Source organism: Sphingobacterium kyonggiense (assembly GCF_039536825.1).
GTDB lineage: Bacteria > Bacteroidota > Bacteroidia > Sphingobacteriales > Sphingobacteriaceae > Sphingobacterium > Sphingobacterium kyonggiense.
In genome coordinates, this window is record NZ_BAAAZI010000011.1 from 226,912 (window position 1) to 246,986 (window position 20,075).

The window sequence follows — 20,075 nt, forward strand, 5'->3', positions numbered from 1 at the left end:
AATCTGAACGGGATGGTATCAGGACTTTTTTTTCGGGACGATCTTGAAAAGTTTTTCGTGCTCTTCGATCTTCACGCCCTTTTTTGCATCCTTCGGATCTTTTTTTACGAAGTAGTTGCGCGCAGTACTGATGGGGATATCCTTACCCTCGTAGGTGAAGTACATGGAGACAAGTTTGTAGTAGGGACTTTCGTAATCGGATTTCAACAGTTTGCGTCCATTAGGAAGCGTTAGATCCTTCAATTGACGGATGAGGTCAATGAAAGTTGGAAGGTGGTCGTCCTGTACCATCGCCTTGACAGATACCTCAAAGTCTTCGAGCTTTGAAAGCTTTTCTTCCAAGGCTCCGATCTTTTCCCGAAGTTCTGCGATCAGGTTGTCCTTTTCCGTCAACAGGAGTTCGTTCGGCCTGATGTTCCATTTGTCCCTTGGTATTAAAAATTCCTGAAATGCCCTTAGTTTTTCGGTATTGGATACATATAGGGCATGCTTGGAAGAGAAGGGATCACGGCCGTCAAAGTATTCGATCCTCTTTTCTACGATCCGCCAGACATGTGCAAAGAAATCATGCTCATTGTTCCGTTTGTCTTTTTCCAGATAATATTCCAGATGGTAGCGGTAGTAATCCTCGAAAGCAGAAGCATCAAGTTTATAGACTTTCAAAAGGAAATGGTTGTCGTCACTGCCTCTTTTCAGGCCGGTCAATACACCCAGATCATAAGGATGTACCTTACGTTGGAATGCTCTCCGGTATTTAAAGTATTTTGACGACATAGACCAAATTTACTAAAAAGATACAGAACGGACATCGTTAAAAACATGGTATATATAGTTATATGTATATCGACATCATGATATATCGGTATATCTGGAAAAGTCTGTCCGGTATACCCGAGAGTATACCGAAACCGAGCTCTATAATGCGGTTAGGCTATAAGGGTATCCCCGGAGGATACCCAAAACCCCGTTTGCAGCGCATACGGCAAGCAAAGTAGGGCTCTGCCCAACTTCCGCTTGCTCCGATTTTCTTTGGGAAAATTGGACCTTTTTGACCCGCAAGGGTCAAGGGAAGTGGGGTGGGAAAGCGACCGTCGCAAGGCGGTCTCCGGCACAGGATCTCTATAAAAGGAGATTGTTCTCCGCATGCCCCAGCCCTCCGTTGTTCGGAAAGCTGGGATGTGTTGGGAAAATGGACCGAGCTGGCGTTGCCTAGTGGGGTAATTGAGAACCGTTGATTGGCCGATAGGCAAACAAAGTAGCCTATTACTTATACCGCCGATCAGATGGTAGGATAAGTAATAGATATGTACATACTTTGATAAATAGATATCCAGATATAATGGTTTGAAGATACCATGATATGTTGGTATCAATATCGGCCCATAGCGTATTTGGCGGATCGGAATTAGTACATTATCCGATTTGCTTCCCTTGCTTACTAAAGAAAAACCAGAAGTCAATAGCCGCCATAATATTTTCCATATAGAATCGGATGGGAAAAGAACAGCTTGAAACGGGACCGTTAGATTATTCTGCGATCCCATGATCTACCTCCTTTCCTGCTTTTGAAAGGGCTTCACGGATAGCATCGTCAGAGAAGAACACTTTCCTACCTATTCTTCGTGGCACCAATATTCCGGTCTTCTCCCAGTAGTGCATCGTGGAATAGGCCACTCCCAACAGTTTTCTTGTCTCTGACCTGGTTCTATAGCCTATCCCATCAAAGGCTGGATCTTTTTTTTCTGCCGGACTGCTATTTAGAGCTTCCCTAACAGCTTCTTTTACTTGTTCGGATAGAAGTTCCTTGAACTCCGAATCCGAATAACTTGTGAGTATCTGTGCCATACGAAATACGTTTGTATAGCACAATGTTCAGGGGGATTCAATGAGGGACTGATCACTTTCAGAGATATTCACTATAGTTCAAAGGATTGTTTCAGAAGAGAAGATAACTCTGGCGTTAATAGAAGAACATAAATATTGGGCGGAAAAGCATCAATCATTATTATTTACAAACACACAGGTAGACAATGAGCAATTATTGGAAGAATTGGGATTTGAGGGATTGACAAAAATTAAAGATGAACCTTTTAAAACCGCTATTGATCCAGACGATAGGAAAGGTTATATCGATTCACTTAGGGACAATTTATTGATTTGCACCCGTGATATTCCAATGCAGGTTTTTGAAGACTTTGAGACACCAACAGAAAAGATTTTTAAGCAAAAATTTTGGACTTCCGAGATTATTCATAATTCTGCATAGTATTGTAAACTTATGGAGTTATTCGGTAATAAAAAAATGGACAGAAAATAAGGATTAGAACAGGCAATTCTGTGGAACATTTACAGAACTAGGAGAACCACTTCACGAAGAAGAAGAGCTATTAAGCAAATCGAAATTGGATGAAAACGGGAACAGAATAAATTTGTTTGATGACTTTCCAAATGAGCCTTTTAGATCTGGTCCAAAATCAAATAATTTAGCAGAATTAGATTCTCAAACTTTCGACAGGGTTTGCTGTAGCTGCACGAAATGTTTGCCAAAATATGGTGAAGAAGGTTATTAAAAATACGATCATTGCAGCAATTCCCATCATCCACCATTCCATTTGTACCCTATATGCATAAGTCTGCAACCAAGAGTTCAGGAGCATCCAGGCGATGGGGGCAGAAATCGCAAATGCCAAAGAGACCAGCATAATGAAATTCAACGAAATTAGTCTTATGACACTCCAGACCGATGCTCCCAAGACTTTACGGATACCGATCTCCTTAACCCTCCTTGCGGTGGCTGACAGTGCCAATGCAAAAAGCCCCATACAGGAAATGACAATAGCGATACCGGAGCCCATCATTACGATCTTGGAAAACGTACGGTCCTTTCTGTATAAGTTATTTGCATTCTCATCCAGATAAGAGGCCGGAATGGTCGCATTCGGATTTACGTTTTTCCATACCTTCCAAATATTCTCCATCGTTTTAGGAAGTGAACCCGTCTCTACCTTAATAAAAATATATTCAATATCAGATACATTTCCATTAATGGAAAGACTCAATGGTTCCACTTTCTTCCGCAGATGCTGAAAGTGGAAGTCATCGACTACTCCAATAACCGTACTTCCACCGTTGAGCCCAATCTTTTTCCCTAAAATACGTTCAATACCGCCCATCTGCTCTGCCATCTTTCGATTAACGATTACAGCAGCGGTATCCGTATGCATAGTACGGTCGAAATCACGTCCCCCAAGTAACCTGATTTCTAGAGTCTCGAAAAAATCATAATCTACACGCATATAATTGGTACTGTAATCCTTGTCTTCCTGTGAAAACTTCAAAATGCTACTTCTCAAGGTACCATCGCTGCCCAGTCCCAGATTAGCGTCCGACGCACTCACAGCTTTTACCCAGGTCTCCTTTGAGAGCTCTGCGCGCATCCTTTCCAATGCCTGTCCTTTGTCGATTCCCTTACCTATCGGAATACTGATGACCTCAGTTGCATTATATCCGAGGGGACGGGTTGCCAGGTATTCAATCTGTGAACTGACGATAATTGACGAAATGATAAAAAGAATCGTTATGGAAAACTGTAGCACTGTCAGTCCGCTCCTTAGCCTGGACGATTTGATGGTAACGTCTCCCCTTAAAGATTCATTCGCGTTCATACGGGCAATTTTGAAGGCAGGATATCCACCGGCCAGCAGGGTAACCGATAAAAAAGCACCGATAAAAAAGATTAGGGTTTCGGGGGAGAACAATGAAGATAGTTCAAGCCTGTAGTTTAACATTGAATTGTATTCGGAAAGGGCCAGCCAAGCAAAGAACAGACCAATGATCAAAGACAGGAAGCATACAAAAAACGTTTCCAACCACAATTGGACCGCTAGATCTTTGCGCGTTGCTCCAAGTATCTTCCTTGTGCCGATCTCCCTGCTGCGCTGCAAAGAACCCGCGAGCGTAAGACTGACAAAATTCGTACATGCCGTTATCAGGATGAGTCCCGCCACTGCCAGCAATATCCATGGATAGAAAGACGGTGGGCCGCCCGAAATACCGAAACTGTTGAGATGATAGTCCTTGATGGAAATAAGGTTGAGGGAAAACAGATCCCCCAGTTCCTCCGAACTTCCGCCTGAGTTTTTCCGTCCAACGATCTCATCTCTGTAATGGAGTTCGGTGAATGCCCTGGTTTCTCGCGCAAATTCGATGTTCTCTACGGTTCTATCCTGGAGCTTTAATATAACATCATGGTTCTGGGAAGTCCAGTTATCCCTGTCCGTCCTATAGTTTGGTTTAAGTTCGAACCTTAAGAGTGAACTGAAGCGGATGCTGGAATTTTGAGGAGTCTCGCCAAGGACGGCTGAAATGACCTTCTGCTCCCAAATTCCGTCAATGTTGACGCTAACCATCTTTCCAATGACGTCGACAGATCCGAACAGGTTACGGGCCATGTTTTCCTCTATTGCTATATTTCCGATGTCATTTAATGCATTTTTATCACCTGAAATAAGAGGAAAGGAAAATATCGACAGGAAGTCATCGTCCACATACCTGCTAATGGATACCAACTCCCTATCGCCGTTCTTCAGTAGAATACTCCCGCTGGCCATCCTGCTGATGTATTCAATTCCGGCGATCTCTTCCTTAAGGGCAGGAGCCAAGGGAGCTGCCATTGAGGAATTGTACCTCGCCCCGTTTTCATCGTAGCTCTTGCTATATAGCCAACCGATACGCTCCGCATCTTCATGAAAGCTATCGTAGGACAGTTCAAACCTGGCCGTAAGGAACAGCAATATCGCCGTCGCCAAAGACACTGACATCCCAACAACGTGTACGATACTGACCGTTCCGCGTTTTAGCATTGCGCGTAAAATGACCCTTAAATTTACCATTTCAGTAGGTTTATCGATTATTTATACCAAGATCAGCCTGCAACCATGGCCTGCACAATCCGGAAAGTGTCCTTAAATTGATTGAATTCGGAAATTCTTCCTTCTTCTATTCTGTATTCGGCAAAGAACGGTACTTTAAAAGCATTCCTGCTGGCCCTATCGTCCCGGAATAGTATCCCTTTACAAAAACCGTTTCCCCAAAGGCGAAAAAATCGTTGGCAACAGATTGCCAGTCCGTCCACTCACATCGCAGCCCTGCAAAAACATGCCCGAGCACTTCGCTGATTCCGACGCATATCCCTCTCCCGGGTAATCCGTCCATCTGGTTCCAACGCATATCCTGGGATAACAATTGAGCAATGCGATAATCGTTCCCTGAAGGAACTGTACAGCTCCCCGACAATTGCGATATTCTTTTCTTCCATACCGGCTTGTTCAATTTCGATAGGCCAAGAACTGTATCGGATAGGAACGGACGATACTCGGGCCGCTTTCGAGCTTGACAATCTTACCTTCTTTCCAATAGCAGGCTTTTCCGAATTGTTCCCCGCCAACGTATATCTCCCCATTTATCCGCTGTAGAAAAGAAGCCTTGGTAAGCGGCAGCAGTGGATCGGTCTCCAGCTCGGTCCTGGTCACGGATAGCTCACTCAGGTCGGTCTGCGTATCTACCCGGAAAAAAAACGCTCGGTTATTATTTTTTTCCCAGCCGGGTACAGAGAGTATATTGCCTTCCATCATACCCTTTCCAAAGTTATATCTTTCTGTAGGCAACTTGAGCACATGGCGCACCACTTTTCCCGTCTCAGGATCTATGCTTAACAATAGGTACGCAGGATTTTTATCATCATTCCGAATAGCGCTGACCAACAGCACCAATCTGCCCATCTGGTTATAATATGCTGAATGGACGTGCTGCTCGCCATATCCTTCCAGATCGGCCCTTACCTTCTCGATTCCCCGGATCTGGTGGGCTAAACTGATCTCTATAGCTTCTTGCAGATACGTTGCTTTTAGCGAGATCAGACCAGTAGGGATCTTGAAAAGTGCAAATGATATATCCGCTGGCATGTCCAGTTTCTCAATTCCCAACAGATTATCGATCTTATATACGTAACCGATGGTTCGATATCCCGTGGTCTGACAGGAGGCGTGAAGGTACAGGTTTCCTTGGGCATCGGTGTGATGGGCATAGAGATTTTCCTGCCGATCCGTCATCAGCGTAAGGTCCACTTCATCAGAGAGCACTTTTTTCCCCTCATAGGTAAATAGAACTACCCGTGCCCTTCCCGCAATGAGCTCCGTACCGAAATAGACGAGATTACGGCCACCGCCAATCTGTAGTTCATGCGCACCGCTGAGCCAGATCTTATCGTGGTTCAGTGGAATGAACGTCGTACTGCTTCCGCCTTCAGCTTTCCAGATGGTGGGAATACCGTTGGAAGTTGTTTTGGTACTTTCGGCCCCCAGTACATCGATCTTTAGGCCCTCACCCTGTTGGGGCTCGGGATCCTTCCTGTTACATCCGATCAAGATGATCGCTGAAAGGATCACTATTGCTTTGCTGAACATGTCATATCTTGATAAATTCCACCCTTCGGTTCTTGGCCCGGCCTGATGCCGTCGCATTTTCGGATACCGGCTCCGTTTCTCCCTTGCCCGAGGTCATCAGCCTTTCACCATCAATTCCTGAGGTTCTCACCAGCCAATCTTTTACCGCTTCGGCACGCTTGCCACTGAGGGCAAGGTTGTCCGCATCATCGCCAACCCCATCAGTGTGTCCCACAATGCTCAGACGGATTGCTGGCTCTTGCTCCAGGATAGCAGCGATCGATCGCAATACCCCAGCGGATTCCGGTTTTATGGAAGCCGAAGCGGTTTCGAACAGGATGCCCGTGGTAGCAAATCTACCTTCATTGAGGAGTTTACGTCTGGTATCCGGAATCCCTTTTGCAATTTTGATATTACCTATGAAAACACCGATCTGTTCATCTTTATAGGGACTGCTGCCCAAGCGCAGGAACAGCTGGTTCATGACTCCTTCCTTTGCTATCCCTTTGGGTACATCATATAGCTTCTGGCCGTCTATCCAGATGCGCAAACGCTCTTTTTGGCCCTGGATCGCTACATGGACAGGCCGGCCATACCAGCTCTTTACAGCCGGATTTCTCTCGGAAGCGCTGTGGAAATGACGGACATATCCGACATGGCTCTCCAGATTGAGATTCCCTGCGTCCGAGAGGGGGGAGATTTCCATATAGAACGACTTGGTCCCCTTGGGATCGACCAGCAGCTTATTGGAACTCGGCGATTCTTTTCCGGATGCCAGAAGTCCGAATTGGAACGAAGGGGGGAGCCAGCCCTTGAAATCGATATCCATCACAAGATCGAATTCAACGGTAAAATCGCTACCGAATGCTTTTTCATTGTCCGTTAAGGAGACACTGCTCTGGGCAAGTCGAAGCCATTTTCCGCCGATACCGTCCAGGGATACGATTACCGAGCTCCTGTTGCTGTTCCATCCGGCTGGAAGTTCGCCCACAGCTTCTGTGGAAAAATCATTCCCATACAGGAGCGTATCACCAGGTACGAAATCGTACCGACTGAACGACCCTATGGGCTTTCGTACTTCTTCGGTCCCATTAACGGATTCACCCGAATCCTCTTCTCCATTTTTGGAATTGCCTTTTCCCGCAGATTCGATCACCTTGTCCATACCTTTGTTCAATGCCTTATCGGTCTGTTCAAGTATTTTTCGGGTTGCCGTGTTCTCTACCTTGCCCTTTATCTTTTTTAATATGGACTGGGCACTGGCATCCATGGATATGCTGGTGAGTATACTGATCCATGCAATTGATGCTATGAATACTTTCGATATTGTATTTTTCATATGGGTTTGATATTGATAGTCCGTTAGGACAAAAATATAATGGACCTGGATGGACAAACGATCTTTTCGACCAACGGCCCTAATTTTCCGATAGAGATGCTGGAGGCTAGACGAGGATGGTTACAGTTTAAATGCAACGCCCACATTCAATACCGTAGCACCGTAGCCAAGCTCCGCAAATGCACCTACCTTTTGCGAAGCCCAGTATCTGGTTCCGATATGAACGCCCCACATAAATCCTCCGGCTGATGCAGAAACGGGTTCGGAGCCATCTCCCGACCACTTAACAGATGCTACGTTATAACCCAGCATCGCACCACCATAAGGATCGAATCTTTCCGAATTTACTTTCAGGTGGTAGGATCCCCTTGCTGCAGCCAGGACATAGCTATATTTCCATTCTCCGTACTCATTATAGCTTTCCTTCTTTCTGGCATAGGCAAGGTAGCCGCCAACACTGATGCGGTCAGAGACAGCTTGCTCATAACTGACTCCCACAGGGATGCCCAAGCCCCCGCCAATGCCCACACCGGCATTTAAAAGTTTGTCGCCTTGTTTAAAAGACTGTGCAAAAGAATTGTTGCTGCCCAGCAGCAGGACCAAAGCTGCCGCTCCGATTGTTTTTATTGGGTTCATATATAATTATTTAAAATTTCAATTTTTTCACTCGTCAGTAAACGGAATACCGAAGTTGACTCGGCAAAGCTATCGTGATTCATAACGTTTTAATTAAGTAATACTACCCAACATGAGATTTACGTAGGGTCTGTGCGAACCTCACTGTTGCCCTATCATTAAGTAATACTACTGAGGTCTCTTTTTTGAGAAATACTACCCTAAAAATCGGCTGTTGGTAAGACTATTTTTGCTACCATGAGAATCTTCTATCTTTTATTTTTGGCCTCCGCACTGGGGTGCGGCAAAAAGGACACAGCTCCCGAAAATTCCGGAAAAGTCAGCGGAACGGTAAGGGACGGGGCGGGCTCACCGATACCGGGGGTCCAGATCATCGTGGACAACAGCATATTCTTCAACAGCAAACTCTCCACAAAAACAACATCTGAAGGGAATTACACTCTGGCGCTCCCAAAAACAGGAAGCTGGTACGCATTTGCAGTCCACAAGGTACCGTTCAACGGAAAGACCTATGAGTGCTATCTACATCCCGAGGAACCAACGGGGTTTGGACCCGAGGGTGCAGTCCGTCATTTCAACTGGAAGCTCTCCGGTCAGAAGGCATCTCCTTTAACCGGACATTATGGGGGGACAGTAACCGTCGATAACTTTCCGGGACTATACCTGGAAACGGACAAGATACGGTTCACCCTTATCCCACAGGGCAGCCTAATCGATGGTTCAAAGGGACAGACCTTGGAAAGGTACGCGACGGACGGATATCAGATCCTGGATGTTCCGATCGGCCGATATAAGATCACCGCCCGCTATAATGGCGAAACCCTGAAACTCCGCAAATGGAACGCCGAAGATAGCTTTGCAACAGAACTCATCCTTGACTTTGAGCCGCAGATCGCCGCTCAGTGCGACAATTGTTTTAAGCTGGAATATAATAGATAACCATGATAAAATATTTATTTGGAACCGCTGCATTGATTTTGCTCTTGACATCTTGCGCCAAGGACGACGCCGTTCTGCCGGAACAGCACGACTATAAAATCGTTATTCCCCCATCCAATGGAAACCCGGGCATTGGTGACAGCGAAGAGGAACCTTTGGGTGTGGGATTAGCGCTACCGCAGGGCATACGGATCGTAGAGCGAAAGGACCATCCTTTTGATCCCGATCTGGGAAAGCTGTACGCTCATGCCAATTTTTTCTATGTGGACATCAATTTCGTAAACGACAGGATGCCGGGCACTCCTCCCGTCACCGTGGAACTTCCTGCGGGGCTGGTCGGGGTAAGCAGGATCCACGACAAGCAGAACGGGCTCAGCATAGAAAAACACCTGATCACCGTCCCGCCAACCGAGCGGTACGGTGGTGGCCGGGATACGACCACGGTCTATATTGGAATGGCATGTTTGAACAAAAACAGATCCATGCCCTGGTACGATAACATCGGACCCGAACAGGTATTCCCCATATCCAGGAACAATTACCACAAATTTATAGTTTCCACAGACCCGAACTTACGCAAACTGCTTGAGCTGCTCCTAGGACATCCCGGACTTAAGGTCAATGCGCACTGGGATCCGGTAGCTGCGCATGAGGAAGATTACGTGGTTCCCGAATGGATGAAGATACACAACGAGATCCAGGACATTATCTGGGATGTCACCGACGGTTTTGGGCTGACGCAGGGTAAGATGGACGAGCTCAAGGAAAAATTAAAACAGTATAGATAGTACCAATAAAATGAATGTATCGGGTGCAAAAGTTCACGTTTATCGATAATTTCCGCCGTTTGTCGAACATACCTGTGGTGAACCTTCCCATTTTTCTATCTTTCGCAAACAACAGATAAACTATTAATATTCATGAAAAAAGCATATCCATTACTAACCATATTCACTTTGTGTTCGACTTTGGCTCTCGGACAGCAGATCCAGGGCCGGGTTACCGATATCCAGAACGTCCCACTACAGGGGGCAACGCTCCACATCTACCGACAGGACAACCCAAGTCCAATCGCCTCGGTCAGCTCGGATTCTTCCGGCCAGTATATATTCGAAAAGCTGACCGTTGGGATATACTATCAGGTCAGAAGTAAAATGATTGGTTTTGAAGCCTGGTCAAGAGATTCTATCCTGGTAAAACAGCCCACATCTTTAGAATTGAATATCGCGATGGAGCCCAGCTCCAGCAATTTAGCTGAGGTGACCGTAACCGCAGATAGGGCTTATATCGAAAAACGTCACGACAGAACGGTAGTAAATCCACATATCATGTTGTCCAGTACCGGTGGTTCGGCCCTGGAGGCCCTTGAAAAATCACCCGGTGTACAGCTCGATCAGAGCGGAGACATCCGTCTCTCGGGAAAATCAGGTGTTTCCGTGTATATTGACGACCGCCCGACCAACCTTGTCGGTGAGCAGTTACGGGAATTTCTACGTACTGTTCCGGTAGCCCAGATCGACCGGATAGAACTGATGACAAATCCACCGGCAAACTATGACGCTGCGGGAAGCGGGGGAATCATCGCAATCCATACCAAACGATATCGATCTAAGGGTATACATGGAGGTGTGAGCCTTGCCTATCAGCAGGGAAAATACGGCCAGACAAACAATAGCGCCGATATTGCCGTAAATAGCGACAAATGGGCACTGTCGGCCAGTACCTCATTTTCGACAACGGACACCTATACCGATCTGGATATTCTCCGTAAGTTCGACGGCGGACAATCCCTCACCTCTCCGATATTTTCGCAGGATACCTGGATCAGGAGAAAAGGGATTTCTCTATCAGGCCGGCTGGGAGCGGATTATTTTATGGATGAAAAGAGCACGATCGGTGTCAACCTGAACCTTAGGTCCTCTCCACTTGAACTGAAATCCTTAGGGGAAAGCCGATTTATGTCATCTCCCGAAAACCCTGATTCTATCCTGATCGCAAACAACAAAGAAGAGCGTATGTTTTCGAACCTGGGAGCAAATCTCAATTACCGCTATAAGAACCCGGAATCCGGGCAGAAGCTTACAATTGACCTTGATTTCCTTACCTATAGGGGAAACAACGAACAGCTTTTCGATAATTCCACCCATCTCCCGGGAGGTGAAGCAATCTCTTTCGAATCACAGCTCGGAAGGGTACCCAACGATATCAAGATCTATTCTGCAAAGGTAGATTTCGTTCATCCCTTTAAAGAGACCATACGGATGTCATCAGGTCTCAAGACCAGCAGTACACTCACCGACAACGATGCGGACTTTTACAGGATATTCGAAGACGACATGATCGTCGACCTCGAAAAGACAAACCATTTCCGGTTCAGGGAATCTATCCATTCCGCCTTCACCAGTATTGACGGAAAATATGGGAAGTGGAGTTATCAGGCCGGTTTGCGCTTTGAAGGAACCATCTCCAGTGGACACCAACTGGGCAACGGAATGCAGCCGGATTCTTCGTTCAACAGAAGGCACTTTGACTTTTTCCCAACCGTCTATCTCCAGTACAGGCCCTCAACCGAAAGCAAACATACCATAAGCCTGAATTACGGAAGACGGATCGATCGCCCACATTATGCCTGGTTGAATCCATTCGTGACCCCATTTGACAAATATACCTATTACGTCGGTACGCCGTACCTGAGGCCTTCCTTCATAAATCAGACAGAGCTTTCATACACTTTCCAGCCACTTGTCGATTTCACGCTTGCCTACGCAAAGGTTAAGGACCTCATGAGCGAAACCATTCGGATCGAGGATGGGGTCTACTACAGTCAGCAGGGCAATCTGGGGTCCTTGAAGACCTTCAGCGCCACGCTCAATGTTACCTATAGCCCGATAGAGAAGTTCACTCTTATCGGCCATACGGCAATACATCACATCCATACCAAAAGTGCAATCTATGGACAGCAGCTCGATACCAAGGGAACATTTATGCTGATCAGGCCAGCGCTCACCTATAAGCCTTCCGAAAAATGGACCTTTCAGGTGGACGGAGAATATCAGGGAGGTCAGAAATTCGCACAGTTTTCCATGAAGGAACGAACAAGGTTAAATTCTGCCATCAATTTCAAGATGAATGCCGGATGCTCGTTCAATCTCGCTATAAATGATATTTTCCACAGCGATATCAATGCGGGCGAAATAGGCTATCTGTCCGGGACCTATGCGACCTTCTCTACTTTGCGCGATTCAAGGACCGTCAACCTGTCCTTTAGATACCGGTTTACCAAAGGTGCCAAGAACGATCGGCAATATCAGGGAGGCGGGGCGCAGAGCGAGCAGCAGCGAACATAGATGAAAGGTTCAGACCAGGACAGTTTTGACTGTCCGGTCAAACTATTCAGACGGCGGACAGACACTAACGCCTGATCCGGGCAGCGCTCCAGAACGAAAGGGCGAAGACAATAGCCACCGAAATCCATATTCTCACTTTCCTATCTCATCTTCAATGAAAATATCGGCCTAATCTACATCAAATGCCGAATATTGAATCCTTCATTGTTTGATACGAGCCCGGAAGGGTGAAGGCGTTTCTTCCAGGTATTTCGATAGGTTTCTTTATGCAGATGAAGAACCCATTTGGATCCGCATGGTTTTCGATCTTTGTAGATATGGTCATTCCTTCGGAGAGTACTATCGTATGGCCAGTATATTCTTTAGTGGAACAGAGAATGGGAGGCAGGTCAGCACTGAGGACATGCCTGAACCTGGCCGATGCAACGGGAGACCTTTTCCTTCCGAGATCAAATTCATGGGACACGAATCCTGCATTTCCGATTGAAGTCATTCTTACAAGATCCTCCCCAGAATAGTCCAGTCGAACTTGATGCGAAGAGCCCCCTGTCTCGAGCACTTTCATCCCCGTAACCTTCCCCTCCATCATTTCATAGTCGATGAACCTTCTGCCACAGATACGGTTTGTTCCTTCTTTTATTATAGAAACTACCGCACTGACCGGGTCACCATTTTTGGAGTAGCTGATTTCCATCTTCTGGGTTTGGCCTGCACCGGTCATATCGATTCGGTTGAGCCTTCCGGAAAGGTCGTAGCAAAAGCTTATAAACTCGTCCTCCTCCGGGCAGTTATAAGAAACGATCCTCTGCAAATTATCGTATTGCATCCGAAAAGTGGAAGTATCTCCGTTTTCGCAAACGGCATAACTATCTGGTAGCGAATATAAAATAGGGGTATTGGCATCCGTGCGGCAAGATACCGACATGAGCCCCAGACCACCCAGGATAACGAGCAATTTTAGTCTAGTCATGTTTAGGTGAAAAAATTTTACGCAAATTTCAAACAATTGGATGGAACGATTGACCGTTAATCTACCGCAATCCTCAAATGCGTAAAACTACGGACATCATCGACGCTGGAATAGAGTTGTCCTGTTCAGAAGATGAGTTCCCTGACCATCGGAACGTACTGCTTGCCTACCCCGATCTCGATCTCTCCGCTCACAAGGAGATAAAATCTCCTGACATCCCTATAGAGTTCCTGAACATGTTCCAGATTGACCATGTAGGACCGGTGGACCCGCATAAACTTATCGGGATCAAGCTTCTGACTGAGTACCCCTATACCATGGTTGCTTAGATAGGCACTATTGTCGGTGGTATAGATCCAGGTATAGTCCCGGTCTGCCCGCAAATAGGTGATCTCAGTTACATTCACCTTTATTAGTCTGCCGCCTTTTTCCAAAAATATACGACCGGGGTATCCGACCTGCTGGACTGAAGAAAATGGTCTGGCCACTTCAGGGGTACCGATACGGATCAAGGTTCGTTTGAGGTTTTCTGTACAGATAGGTCGGCGAAGGTAGCCCGTGGCACCATGATCGATTGCCCTGACCGCATCTTCCGCATTATCAGAAATTACCACAGAAATCGGAACGTGACTGATCCGCTCAAGAACATCGAATCCTGCTAATCCGGGTAGTGAAGCATTGATGAATACAACCGAAGGCTGTAGACAATCGATATATCGTACCGCTTCCGGACCATTGCAGGTTTCATGAAATATAGCAGGATAATCCAACGACACGATCTTTTTGCGGAGTTCCTGTCTAAAAGAAACATCCCTGTCCGCAATGAGCACTGATTGCTTAACCATAATTCTGATCTTTGATAGATTTCAAAATTAGTGGAGTTATTGGGCTGGTCGAACTGACAAATGTCAGGAATTGGCCTGGTTGGGCAATTTTGGTATATTGTGGTATTATTTCTTTGGTCCTAGATATGACAAGCGATATGGTTGACAGAAAACATTTTAATCAGGTTTGCGCCTTTGCCCAGCAATATAACATTTCCTTCACCCGTGATGAATTTGAGATCATCCGGAAAAACACGCGGTACATGGTCCTCCCGCCCCACACTGTGCTGATGGAACAGGGGAAATTGGTCAAGCAAATGTATTTCATGATCAGGGGCATTGCCCGTCTGTTCCGAATCCACGATGGTGTGGACCACACCCTGGGAATCGAATCGACCAATTATTTTCTCTCCACGCCACTTCTCCTTCAGAACGGGCAGGAATCCACCTGCGCTCTTGAATCACTCAGCGAGATGGAAGTGCTTGTCTGGGATCTGGCCAGCGTAACTTTGCTCAAGGAAGAAGTTCCGAGAATGAAAGATATGGAAATGGCCATCATGGACAGGCTCCTGGGTTGGCTTCAGGACAATCAGGTAGAATCAAGGTGCATGACTGCCGAAGAGCGCTACTACAAATTGATGGAGGCCCAGCCAAAAGTAATCCAGACCGTCCCACAGAAATACATAGCTTCCCTTCTGGGCATCCATCAGGACAGTCTGAGCCGTATCAGGAAAGGGCTGGGACAGAGGGGACAGATCAGATAAGTCCCCTCAGGTAGGCCTCCCTGACCAATCCGGCCGCAGTCCTGATATTGAGCTTTTGGTTCAGGCTATGCCGGTGCGACTCCACGGTCCGAATGCTGAGAAAGAGCCTATCAGCGATTTCCTGATTGGAATGTTCATGCGCGATCAATGCCAATACTTCACATTCCCTGTTCGTCAGCTTTACGTTCACCGCAGCATTCCTACCTGTAATGGCCTGATCTATTATGGAACGTTCGATCTCCCTATCGATGAACTGTTTTCCGGACATTACGCTCATGATAGCTTCAACAAGACCTTCCCGATCAGTTCCCTTCAAAAGATAGCCCATTGCACCGTTTCTCATCATCTTCCTCACGTAGAGGACCTCATCATGGTTGGTAAGAGCAATAATGGGCAGCTCAGGACATATCTCAAGAACCTTTAGACAGAGTGCCGTTCCATCGGTGTCGGGAAGCTCAATATCGAGTAGCAGTACGTCTGGAACGGTTCGCTCCAATGCAGAGAGAAGGCCCTCTCCGCTATGGGCCTTTAGTACAACCTCAAACTGCTGGAAGGTATCCAGCATCTGGACAAGCCCCTCTATGATCAGGGGATGGTCATCCACTATTCCTATCGTTGTCATATCTATAATTTTTCTACAAAGTAACTGATCGCCAATATTTCTTTCTACCGTACTTCTACCCATAGGAGAAATTAAGGTATGTTCGCTTCATTCCATTTATTTTATAGCGGCGGAACCGATCTCGATATAGATTGTTGTACCGTTGCCGAGAGAAGACCGGATTTCAATAGTTCCGCCCAGTTTTGTGACCCTGGAGACAAGTCCGCTCAGTCCCAACCCTCTCCTTTGGGGATTATTTTTGTCGAAGCCTATGCCATTGTCCTCAACAGTTATCCGTAAGATCCCCCCATTGCCCTCAAGCTGGACGATCCCTTCGGTTGCTCCCGAATGCTTCACCATATTGGTAACAGCCTCCTGAACCGTTCTATAGAGCGTCAATTCTACGGTCCTTTCAAATCGGGGAATATCACCAATAGGATAAAAATCAATGGAAAGTCCGTTGCCGTTTACCCGATGGCAGAAGGATTCTACTGCACATGCAAGTCCTTCCCTAAGCAGGAATTCGGGTGCAAGATTGTGGGAGATGTTTCGGATCTCGCGGACGGCAACTTCGATCAGTTCCCCGATCTCCGGGAGCGCTTTTTTCTCCCGGCCAGTAACTGCTGCATTGTGGATCCTAATTTTTGCAGCGGAAAGGACGCTTGCAACTCCATCATGTAATTCCCGTGCCGTTCGGGCCCTCTCTGTCTCTTCGCCGTTGAGCTGTGCTTCCAGGAGGTGCCTTTCGTAGTCTAGCTCCAATCTCTTCCGTTTCTGGTTTCCAACAATCCGTACGAATATTATCCCCCAGGCCAGTAAAACAGCTATAGAAACGGAAACAGTGACCCATTTGCTGTTTCGCTCAAGAACGGTGTTCTGTTCGGCGATCATAAGATCCCTTTCCGCAATACTCCTACGATGCTCCATGGTCCTGTATTTCAGTTCAAGTTCCTGGATGGACCGATGGGTTTCCCTATCCTTGAGGGAATCGGCAAGGGATCGGTACATCTTGCGCAGTTCAAGTGCTTCTCTGAATTTTCCAATCCCTTCTTTGATTTCAGAACCTGACAGGTACAGATCAAGCAGCTGTGGCTTGGGCAATTGTTCCTTGCCCAGTTTCATTGCCTTATGGAAATAACTTTCTGCGAGGGAGAAATTTCCCATATCTTTATTTACCGAGGACATTCCCGATAGAACGTATACCTCATTACCGGGAAATTCAGGGGACAAAAGTGATCCTGCCTTTCTGAAACACCGCAATGATTCAGTATACCTCTTCTGCATCCTGTAGATGTCACCAAGGTTATTATAAGCTTTGATCTCCATCTGTACATCTCCATACTTCTGTGCAATTTCCCTTAAGCGAAGGGCATGCCGTTCAGCTGGGCCAAAATCTCCGGACATTGCTTCGGCCACGACGATGTTGACCAAGCTACGCCCCATGGCCAGGGTGTCATTTAACTTCTGGGCCAGCTTTTGGGATTCCCACGCATACTCAAGCCCCTTTTTAACGTCATTCAGGTCAAGCATAAGGGAACTCAGGTTGTTATAATACTTCCGCCGGTCGGAAAGGTCGCGATTGCTCGGTTTTTTGATCGAAGAGGATATTTCCAATCCCTTTACCAGATTTTTGGCCGCTTCTTCCAATTTCCCCATTGCCTGAAGCTGTAGCGAAATATTGTTGTAGGCTGCCGCTGCCCTCGCCCGGTTGCCCAATTTCCTGCTTAGTCCAAGCGACTGCTGTGCAAAGGATAGCGCCTCTTCGTACCGAAGCTGCTCGTACAGAAATACGCTGTAATTACCCAAAAACGATAGCCTGCCATTATCATGTCCCATAAGGTTGGAAAGACTGTCTGCCTGTCTGAAATAATATTCAGCGGAATCCGGTCTCCCTTTCCTCTGCATTTCTTTTGCCTGGTCGATAAATTTAAATACGGTAGTGGTATCGCGGGCAAGGACACTATGGTGTGATAACATCAGCATTAAAGCAAGTAAGATCAATAAAGGTCTCCTAAGTATCATTTGAAGCAAGGTAAATGGTCAGTCGTCAATAATCTAACAAGTTGTTTCTCCGTGATTGTACGTAATCTGCAGATCTAGGAATTTGTTCGGGGTTATGCACCGTTCAAATGGAATAAATTTGTTCATTGAACTTATTATAATATTATGTACTCAATCCTTATTGCAGATCCCGATCCTTCTACAAGAATAATGGTCCGGGAGAGTTTAGCCCTTGTCCCCGGAATAAAGACCATAGCAGAAACGGCCTGCTGGAGGGAAACTACCTTGGTAATAGCGGATAAGGAACCCAATGTTATCTTTCTCGATCCGAAACTCTGTGGATGCAATCCTTTTGAAATACGCAAGGATAGACAAAATTCTCCGCAGATAATCATCATTTCTTCCGACAGGCTGCATGCCCAGAACGCTTATGATCTGGAGGCCCTGGACTTTCTGTGCAAGCCCCTGGAGAAGGAACGATTGGAACGGACCATCAGAAAGCTCATCGGTATAAATATTATCAATGAAGAGGATTCCGTTCCACAACATCCCTATCTTTTTGTGCCCTGCGCAAACGGATTCTCCCGGATTGACAGTTCCCGGATCCGTTTTATCAAGGCAGCCCGGGACTATACGGTGCTGTACACAGAAGATAGGGAATGGATCAGCTCCTTAGGTATCGGGAAGATCGTTCAGAAACTCGATCCTTCCCTCTTCATACGGGTACACAGGTCCTTTATTGTCAACCTGTCGAAGATCGAACGCATAGTGAGGACAGGATCCTGCACCTCTCTCTTTATGGAGGATGGACATGAGATTATCGTGGGTAGGTCTTACCTTGCGAAAATCAAAACTATTCTTCTCTAGCCAGTGCGGATTGATCCGGAACAATCCTACATTTTCCTCACTATCATAGGGATTTTATTTTGAAATCGATCTTTACATCCCTTCTTTCGGTGATCCCACACCCTTTGTTGCTATAGAACACAGGTCCATCATAGGTGCCCGTGATAAACCCTCTCGTGCTGGTTATCCGCGTGTTCCCACCGTATTTATGTTCCCCCGTGCCACATTCCAAGTACACATTGGCAAACATCTTTGGGGTTCCGCCTTCTAAAATAGAAATCCCAAGAAATGATTGGCCGGCTGCGTTTCCCCCGGGATAACTTCCTGTCTCCGTCCCCATACAGGACAAGCCCACCTGATGATTTCCTTTTTCGTCCTGGGAACCCACTGATATCAGTCCGCCCATGATCGCGCCGCTCAATCCTCCGGAAAGATCCAGAAGTTTACCTCCAATGGTTAGATAGAAATAGGTTTCCTTCTCCAGACGGATCTTGGTCAATAAAATTAATTTTCCGAATTTCCGTCTGCCATTAGGTGCTTTTGGATCACTGACATATCCATTTTTACTTTCTACTTCCACCTGGATTTCGACATCTTCAGTTTTGGTTATATTATGGGGTGCATAATATATTGCATCTCCCAGGACCATACTGGAATTGATCTTAGGGGATAGCATTCCGGCACCTGAAATTATTTTCCAGTTCTTTACCACAATATCCTTTGATCTTCCGATGTCCTCCAATGCAGCGAGCGGAACACTGTCGAGGTGGTTGTTTGCATTCAATGCTCCGAGTATCTGCTCCATCAGCTTCAGTTTAACTTCGCCGCCACTTCCAACAGATTCTTTGTCCTTTCGAAGTGTCACCTGATCCAACCATACCCAGTCACTGAAATGTGTGGTAGTCGTACTGACGTGTTTCGTCCCACTGTCGAGGACCGTTGAAACCCCGCACCAGACACCGTCTTTACGTTGGAAAGCTATCATTCTGGAAATTGGATTACCAAAGCCAAAGGGCTCGTGGTTAAAGGTTATCTTGACGGGTTTCTTAAAAATCTGACCTTCTGGTATAAGTCTATAGGCAGGCCTTTCAGACAGTCCGTCATGGGTATTGCTGATAGGTTGTATACCAAATAGTGTTGATTTCTCTACAGCTCCGGGCGGCACATCAAGACGTACCTGTCCTCCCAATTCCAGAAATCCTCCGGATGCACCGATGTTTTTTGTAACCCCGTCACCTAACGCGGTTCCCTTTTCCCGCTTTATGGGATCTGAAATAGCAGGTACAGGTTCCTCTATTGAAGGATGCTTGTCCTTTTTGCACGAAAGAAAAAGAAAAATAAGTAAGAAAGGTAAATACTTCATTG

Annotated in this window: 17 protein-coding genes; 6 read left to right on the forward strand and 11 right to left on the reverse strand. The window is 46.4% G+C overall.

The window, feature by feature from the left end; genetic code table 11:
• Positions 1-18 precede the first annotated feature (18 nt).
• Complete coding sequence (locus tag ABD676_RS14040; RefSeq protein WP_344675349.1) at positions 19-774, reverse strand: hypothetical protein; 756 nt, start codon at positions 772-774, stop codon at positions 19-21.
• Positions 775-1,527: 753 nt separating this feature from the next.
• Positions 1,528-1,845 (reverse strand): MerR family transcriptional regulator, encoded by a 318-nt coding sequence (locus ABD676_RS14045; RefSeq protein WP_344675350.1) that lies wholly within the window; start codon positions 1,843-1,845, stop codon positions 1,528-1,530.
• Positions 1,846-2,041: 196 nt separating this feature from the next.
• Here ABD676_RS14045 and ABD676_RS14050 point away from each other — a divergent pair, with 196 nt between their 5' ends.
• Positions 2,042-2,266: a hypothetical protein gene (locus ABD676_RS14050; protein WP_344675351.1), complete on the forward strand. Its 225-nt coding sequence runs from the start codon at positions 2,042-2,044 to the stop codon at positions 2,264-2,266.
• 226 nt (positions 2,267-2,492) lie between these two features.
• Here the strand turns inward: ABD676_RS14050 and ABD676_RS14055 are convergent, their stop codons facing one another.
• The 4 genes from ABD676_RS14055 to ABD676_RS14070 all read right to left on the reverse strand — a co-directional run bounded on the left by ABD676_RS14055 (position 2,493) and on the right by ABD676_RS14070 (position 8,310).
• Positions 2,493-4,892: an ABC transporter permease gene (locus ABD676_RS14055; RefSeq protein ID WP_344675352.1), complete on the reverse strand. Its 2,400-nt coding sequence runs from the start codon at positions 4,890-4,892 to the stop codon at positions 2,493-2,495.
• 435 nt (positions 4,893-5,327) lie between these two features.
• The gene (locus tag ABD676_RS14060) at positions 5,328-6,464 is read right to left on the reverse strand and encodes a hypothetical protein (protein WP_344675353.1); all 1,137 of its coding nucleotides are present in this window, start codon (positions 6,462-6,464) and stop codon (positions 5,328-5,330) included.
• A 1-nt stretch (position 6,465) separates the two neighbouring features.
• Positions 6,466-7,782: an OmpA family protein gene (locus tag ABD676_RS14065; protein WP_344675354.1), complete on the reverse strand. Its 1,317-nt coding sequence runs from the start codon at positions 7,780-7,782 to the stop codon at positions 6,466-6,468.
• A gap of 120 nt (positions 7,783-7,902) precedes the next feature.
• The gene (locus tag ABD676_RS14070) at positions 7,903-8,310 is read right to left on the reverse strand and encodes a hypothetical protein (protein WP_344675355.1); all 408 of its coding nucleotides are present in this window, start codon (positions 8,308-8,310) and stop codon (positions 7,903-7,905) included.
• 345 nt (positions 8,311-8,655) lie between these two features.
• Between ABD676_RS14070 and ABD676_RS14075 the strand changes: the two genes are divergently transcribed.
• From ABD676_RS14075 to ABD676_RS14085, 3 genes are all read left to right on the forward strand, one after another.
• Positions 8,656-9,357 carry a carboxypeptidase-like regulatory domain-containing protein gene (locus ABD676_RS14075; RefSeq protein ID WP_344675356.1) on the forward strand — a complete coding sequence of 234 codons (702 nt, stop codon included), beginning with the start codon at positions 8,656-8,658 and terminating at the stop codon, positions 9,355-9,357.
• A gap of 2 nt (positions 9,358-9,359) precedes the next feature.
• Positions 9,360-10,145, forward strand: coding sequence for a hypothetical protein (locus ABD676_RS14080; protein ID WP_344675357.1), 786 nt, complete (start codon positions 9,360-9,362; stop codon positions 10,143-10,145).
• 132 nt (positions 10,146-10,277) lie between these two features.
• On the forward strand, positions 10,278-12,704 hold the full coding sequence (locus tag ABD676_RS14085) for an outer membrane beta-barrel protein (RefSeq protein ID WP_344675359.1): 2,427 nt from the start codon (positions 10,278-10,280) through the stop codon (positions 12,702-12,704).
• 178 nt (positions 12,705-12,882) lie between these two features.
• Here ABD676_RS14085 and ABD676_RS14090 read toward each other — a convergent pair whose 3' ends face one another.
• Entirely contained in the window at positions 12,883-13,530 is a 648-nt protein-coding gene (locus ABD676_RS14090) for a hypothetical protein (protein WP_344675360.1), read from the reverse strand.
• 269 nt (positions 13,531-13,799) lie between these two features.
• Positions 13,800-14,519, reverse strand: a complete 720-nt coding sequence (locus ABD676_RS14095; protein WP_344675361.1) for a LytR/AlgR family response regulator transcription factor — start codon at positions 14,517-14,519, stop codon at positions 13,800-13,802.
• An 11-nt stretch (positions 14,520-14,530) separates the two neighbouring features.
• Between ABD676_RS14095 and ABD676_RS14100 the strand changes: the two genes are divergently transcribed.
• Positions 14,531-15,262, forward strand: a complete 732-nt coding sequence (locus tag ABD676_RS14100; RefSeq protein WP_344675362.1) for a Crp/Fnr family transcriptional regulator — start codon at positions 14,531-14,533, stop codon at positions 15,260-15,262.
• Here ABD676_RS14100 and ABD676_RS14105 read toward each other — a convergent pair.
• The gene (locus ABD676_RS14105) at positions 15,255-15,884 is read right to left on the reverse strand and encodes a response regulator (protein ID WP_344675363.1); all 630 of its coding nucleotides are present in this window, start codon (positions 15,882-15,884) and stop codon (positions 15,255-15,257) included. The two genes, ABD676_RS14100 and ABD676_RS14105, sit on opposite strands and share 8 nt — an antisense overlap.
• Before the next feature lie 96 nt (positions 15,885-15,980).
• Positions 15,981-17,885: a tetratricopeptide repeat protein gene (locus ABD676_RS14110; protein WP_344675364.1), complete on the reverse strand. Its 1,905-nt coding sequence runs from the start codon at positions 17,883-17,885 to the stop codon at positions 15,981-15,983.
• 144 nt (positions 17,886-18,029) lie between these two features.
• Here ABD676_RS14110 and ABD676_RS14115 point away from each other — a divergent pair, with 144 nt between their 5' ends.
• On the forward strand, positions 18,030-18,731 hold the full coding sequence (locus ABD676_RS14115; protein WP_344675365.1) for a LytR/AlgR family response regulator transcription factor: 702 nt from the start codon (positions 18,030-18,032) through the stop codon (positions 18,729-18,731).
• A 43-nt stretch (positions 18,732-18,774) separates the two neighbouring features.
• Here the strand turns inward: ABD676_RS14115 and ABD676_RS14120 are convergent, their stop codons facing one another.
• Positions 18,775-20,073: a hypothetical protein gene (locus tag ABD676_RS14120; protein ID WP_344675366.1), complete on the reverse strand. Its 1,299-nt coding sequence runs from the start codon at positions 20,071-20,073 to the stop codon at positions 18,775-18,777.
• Between the last annotated feature and the right edge of the window lie 2 nt (positions 20,074-20,075).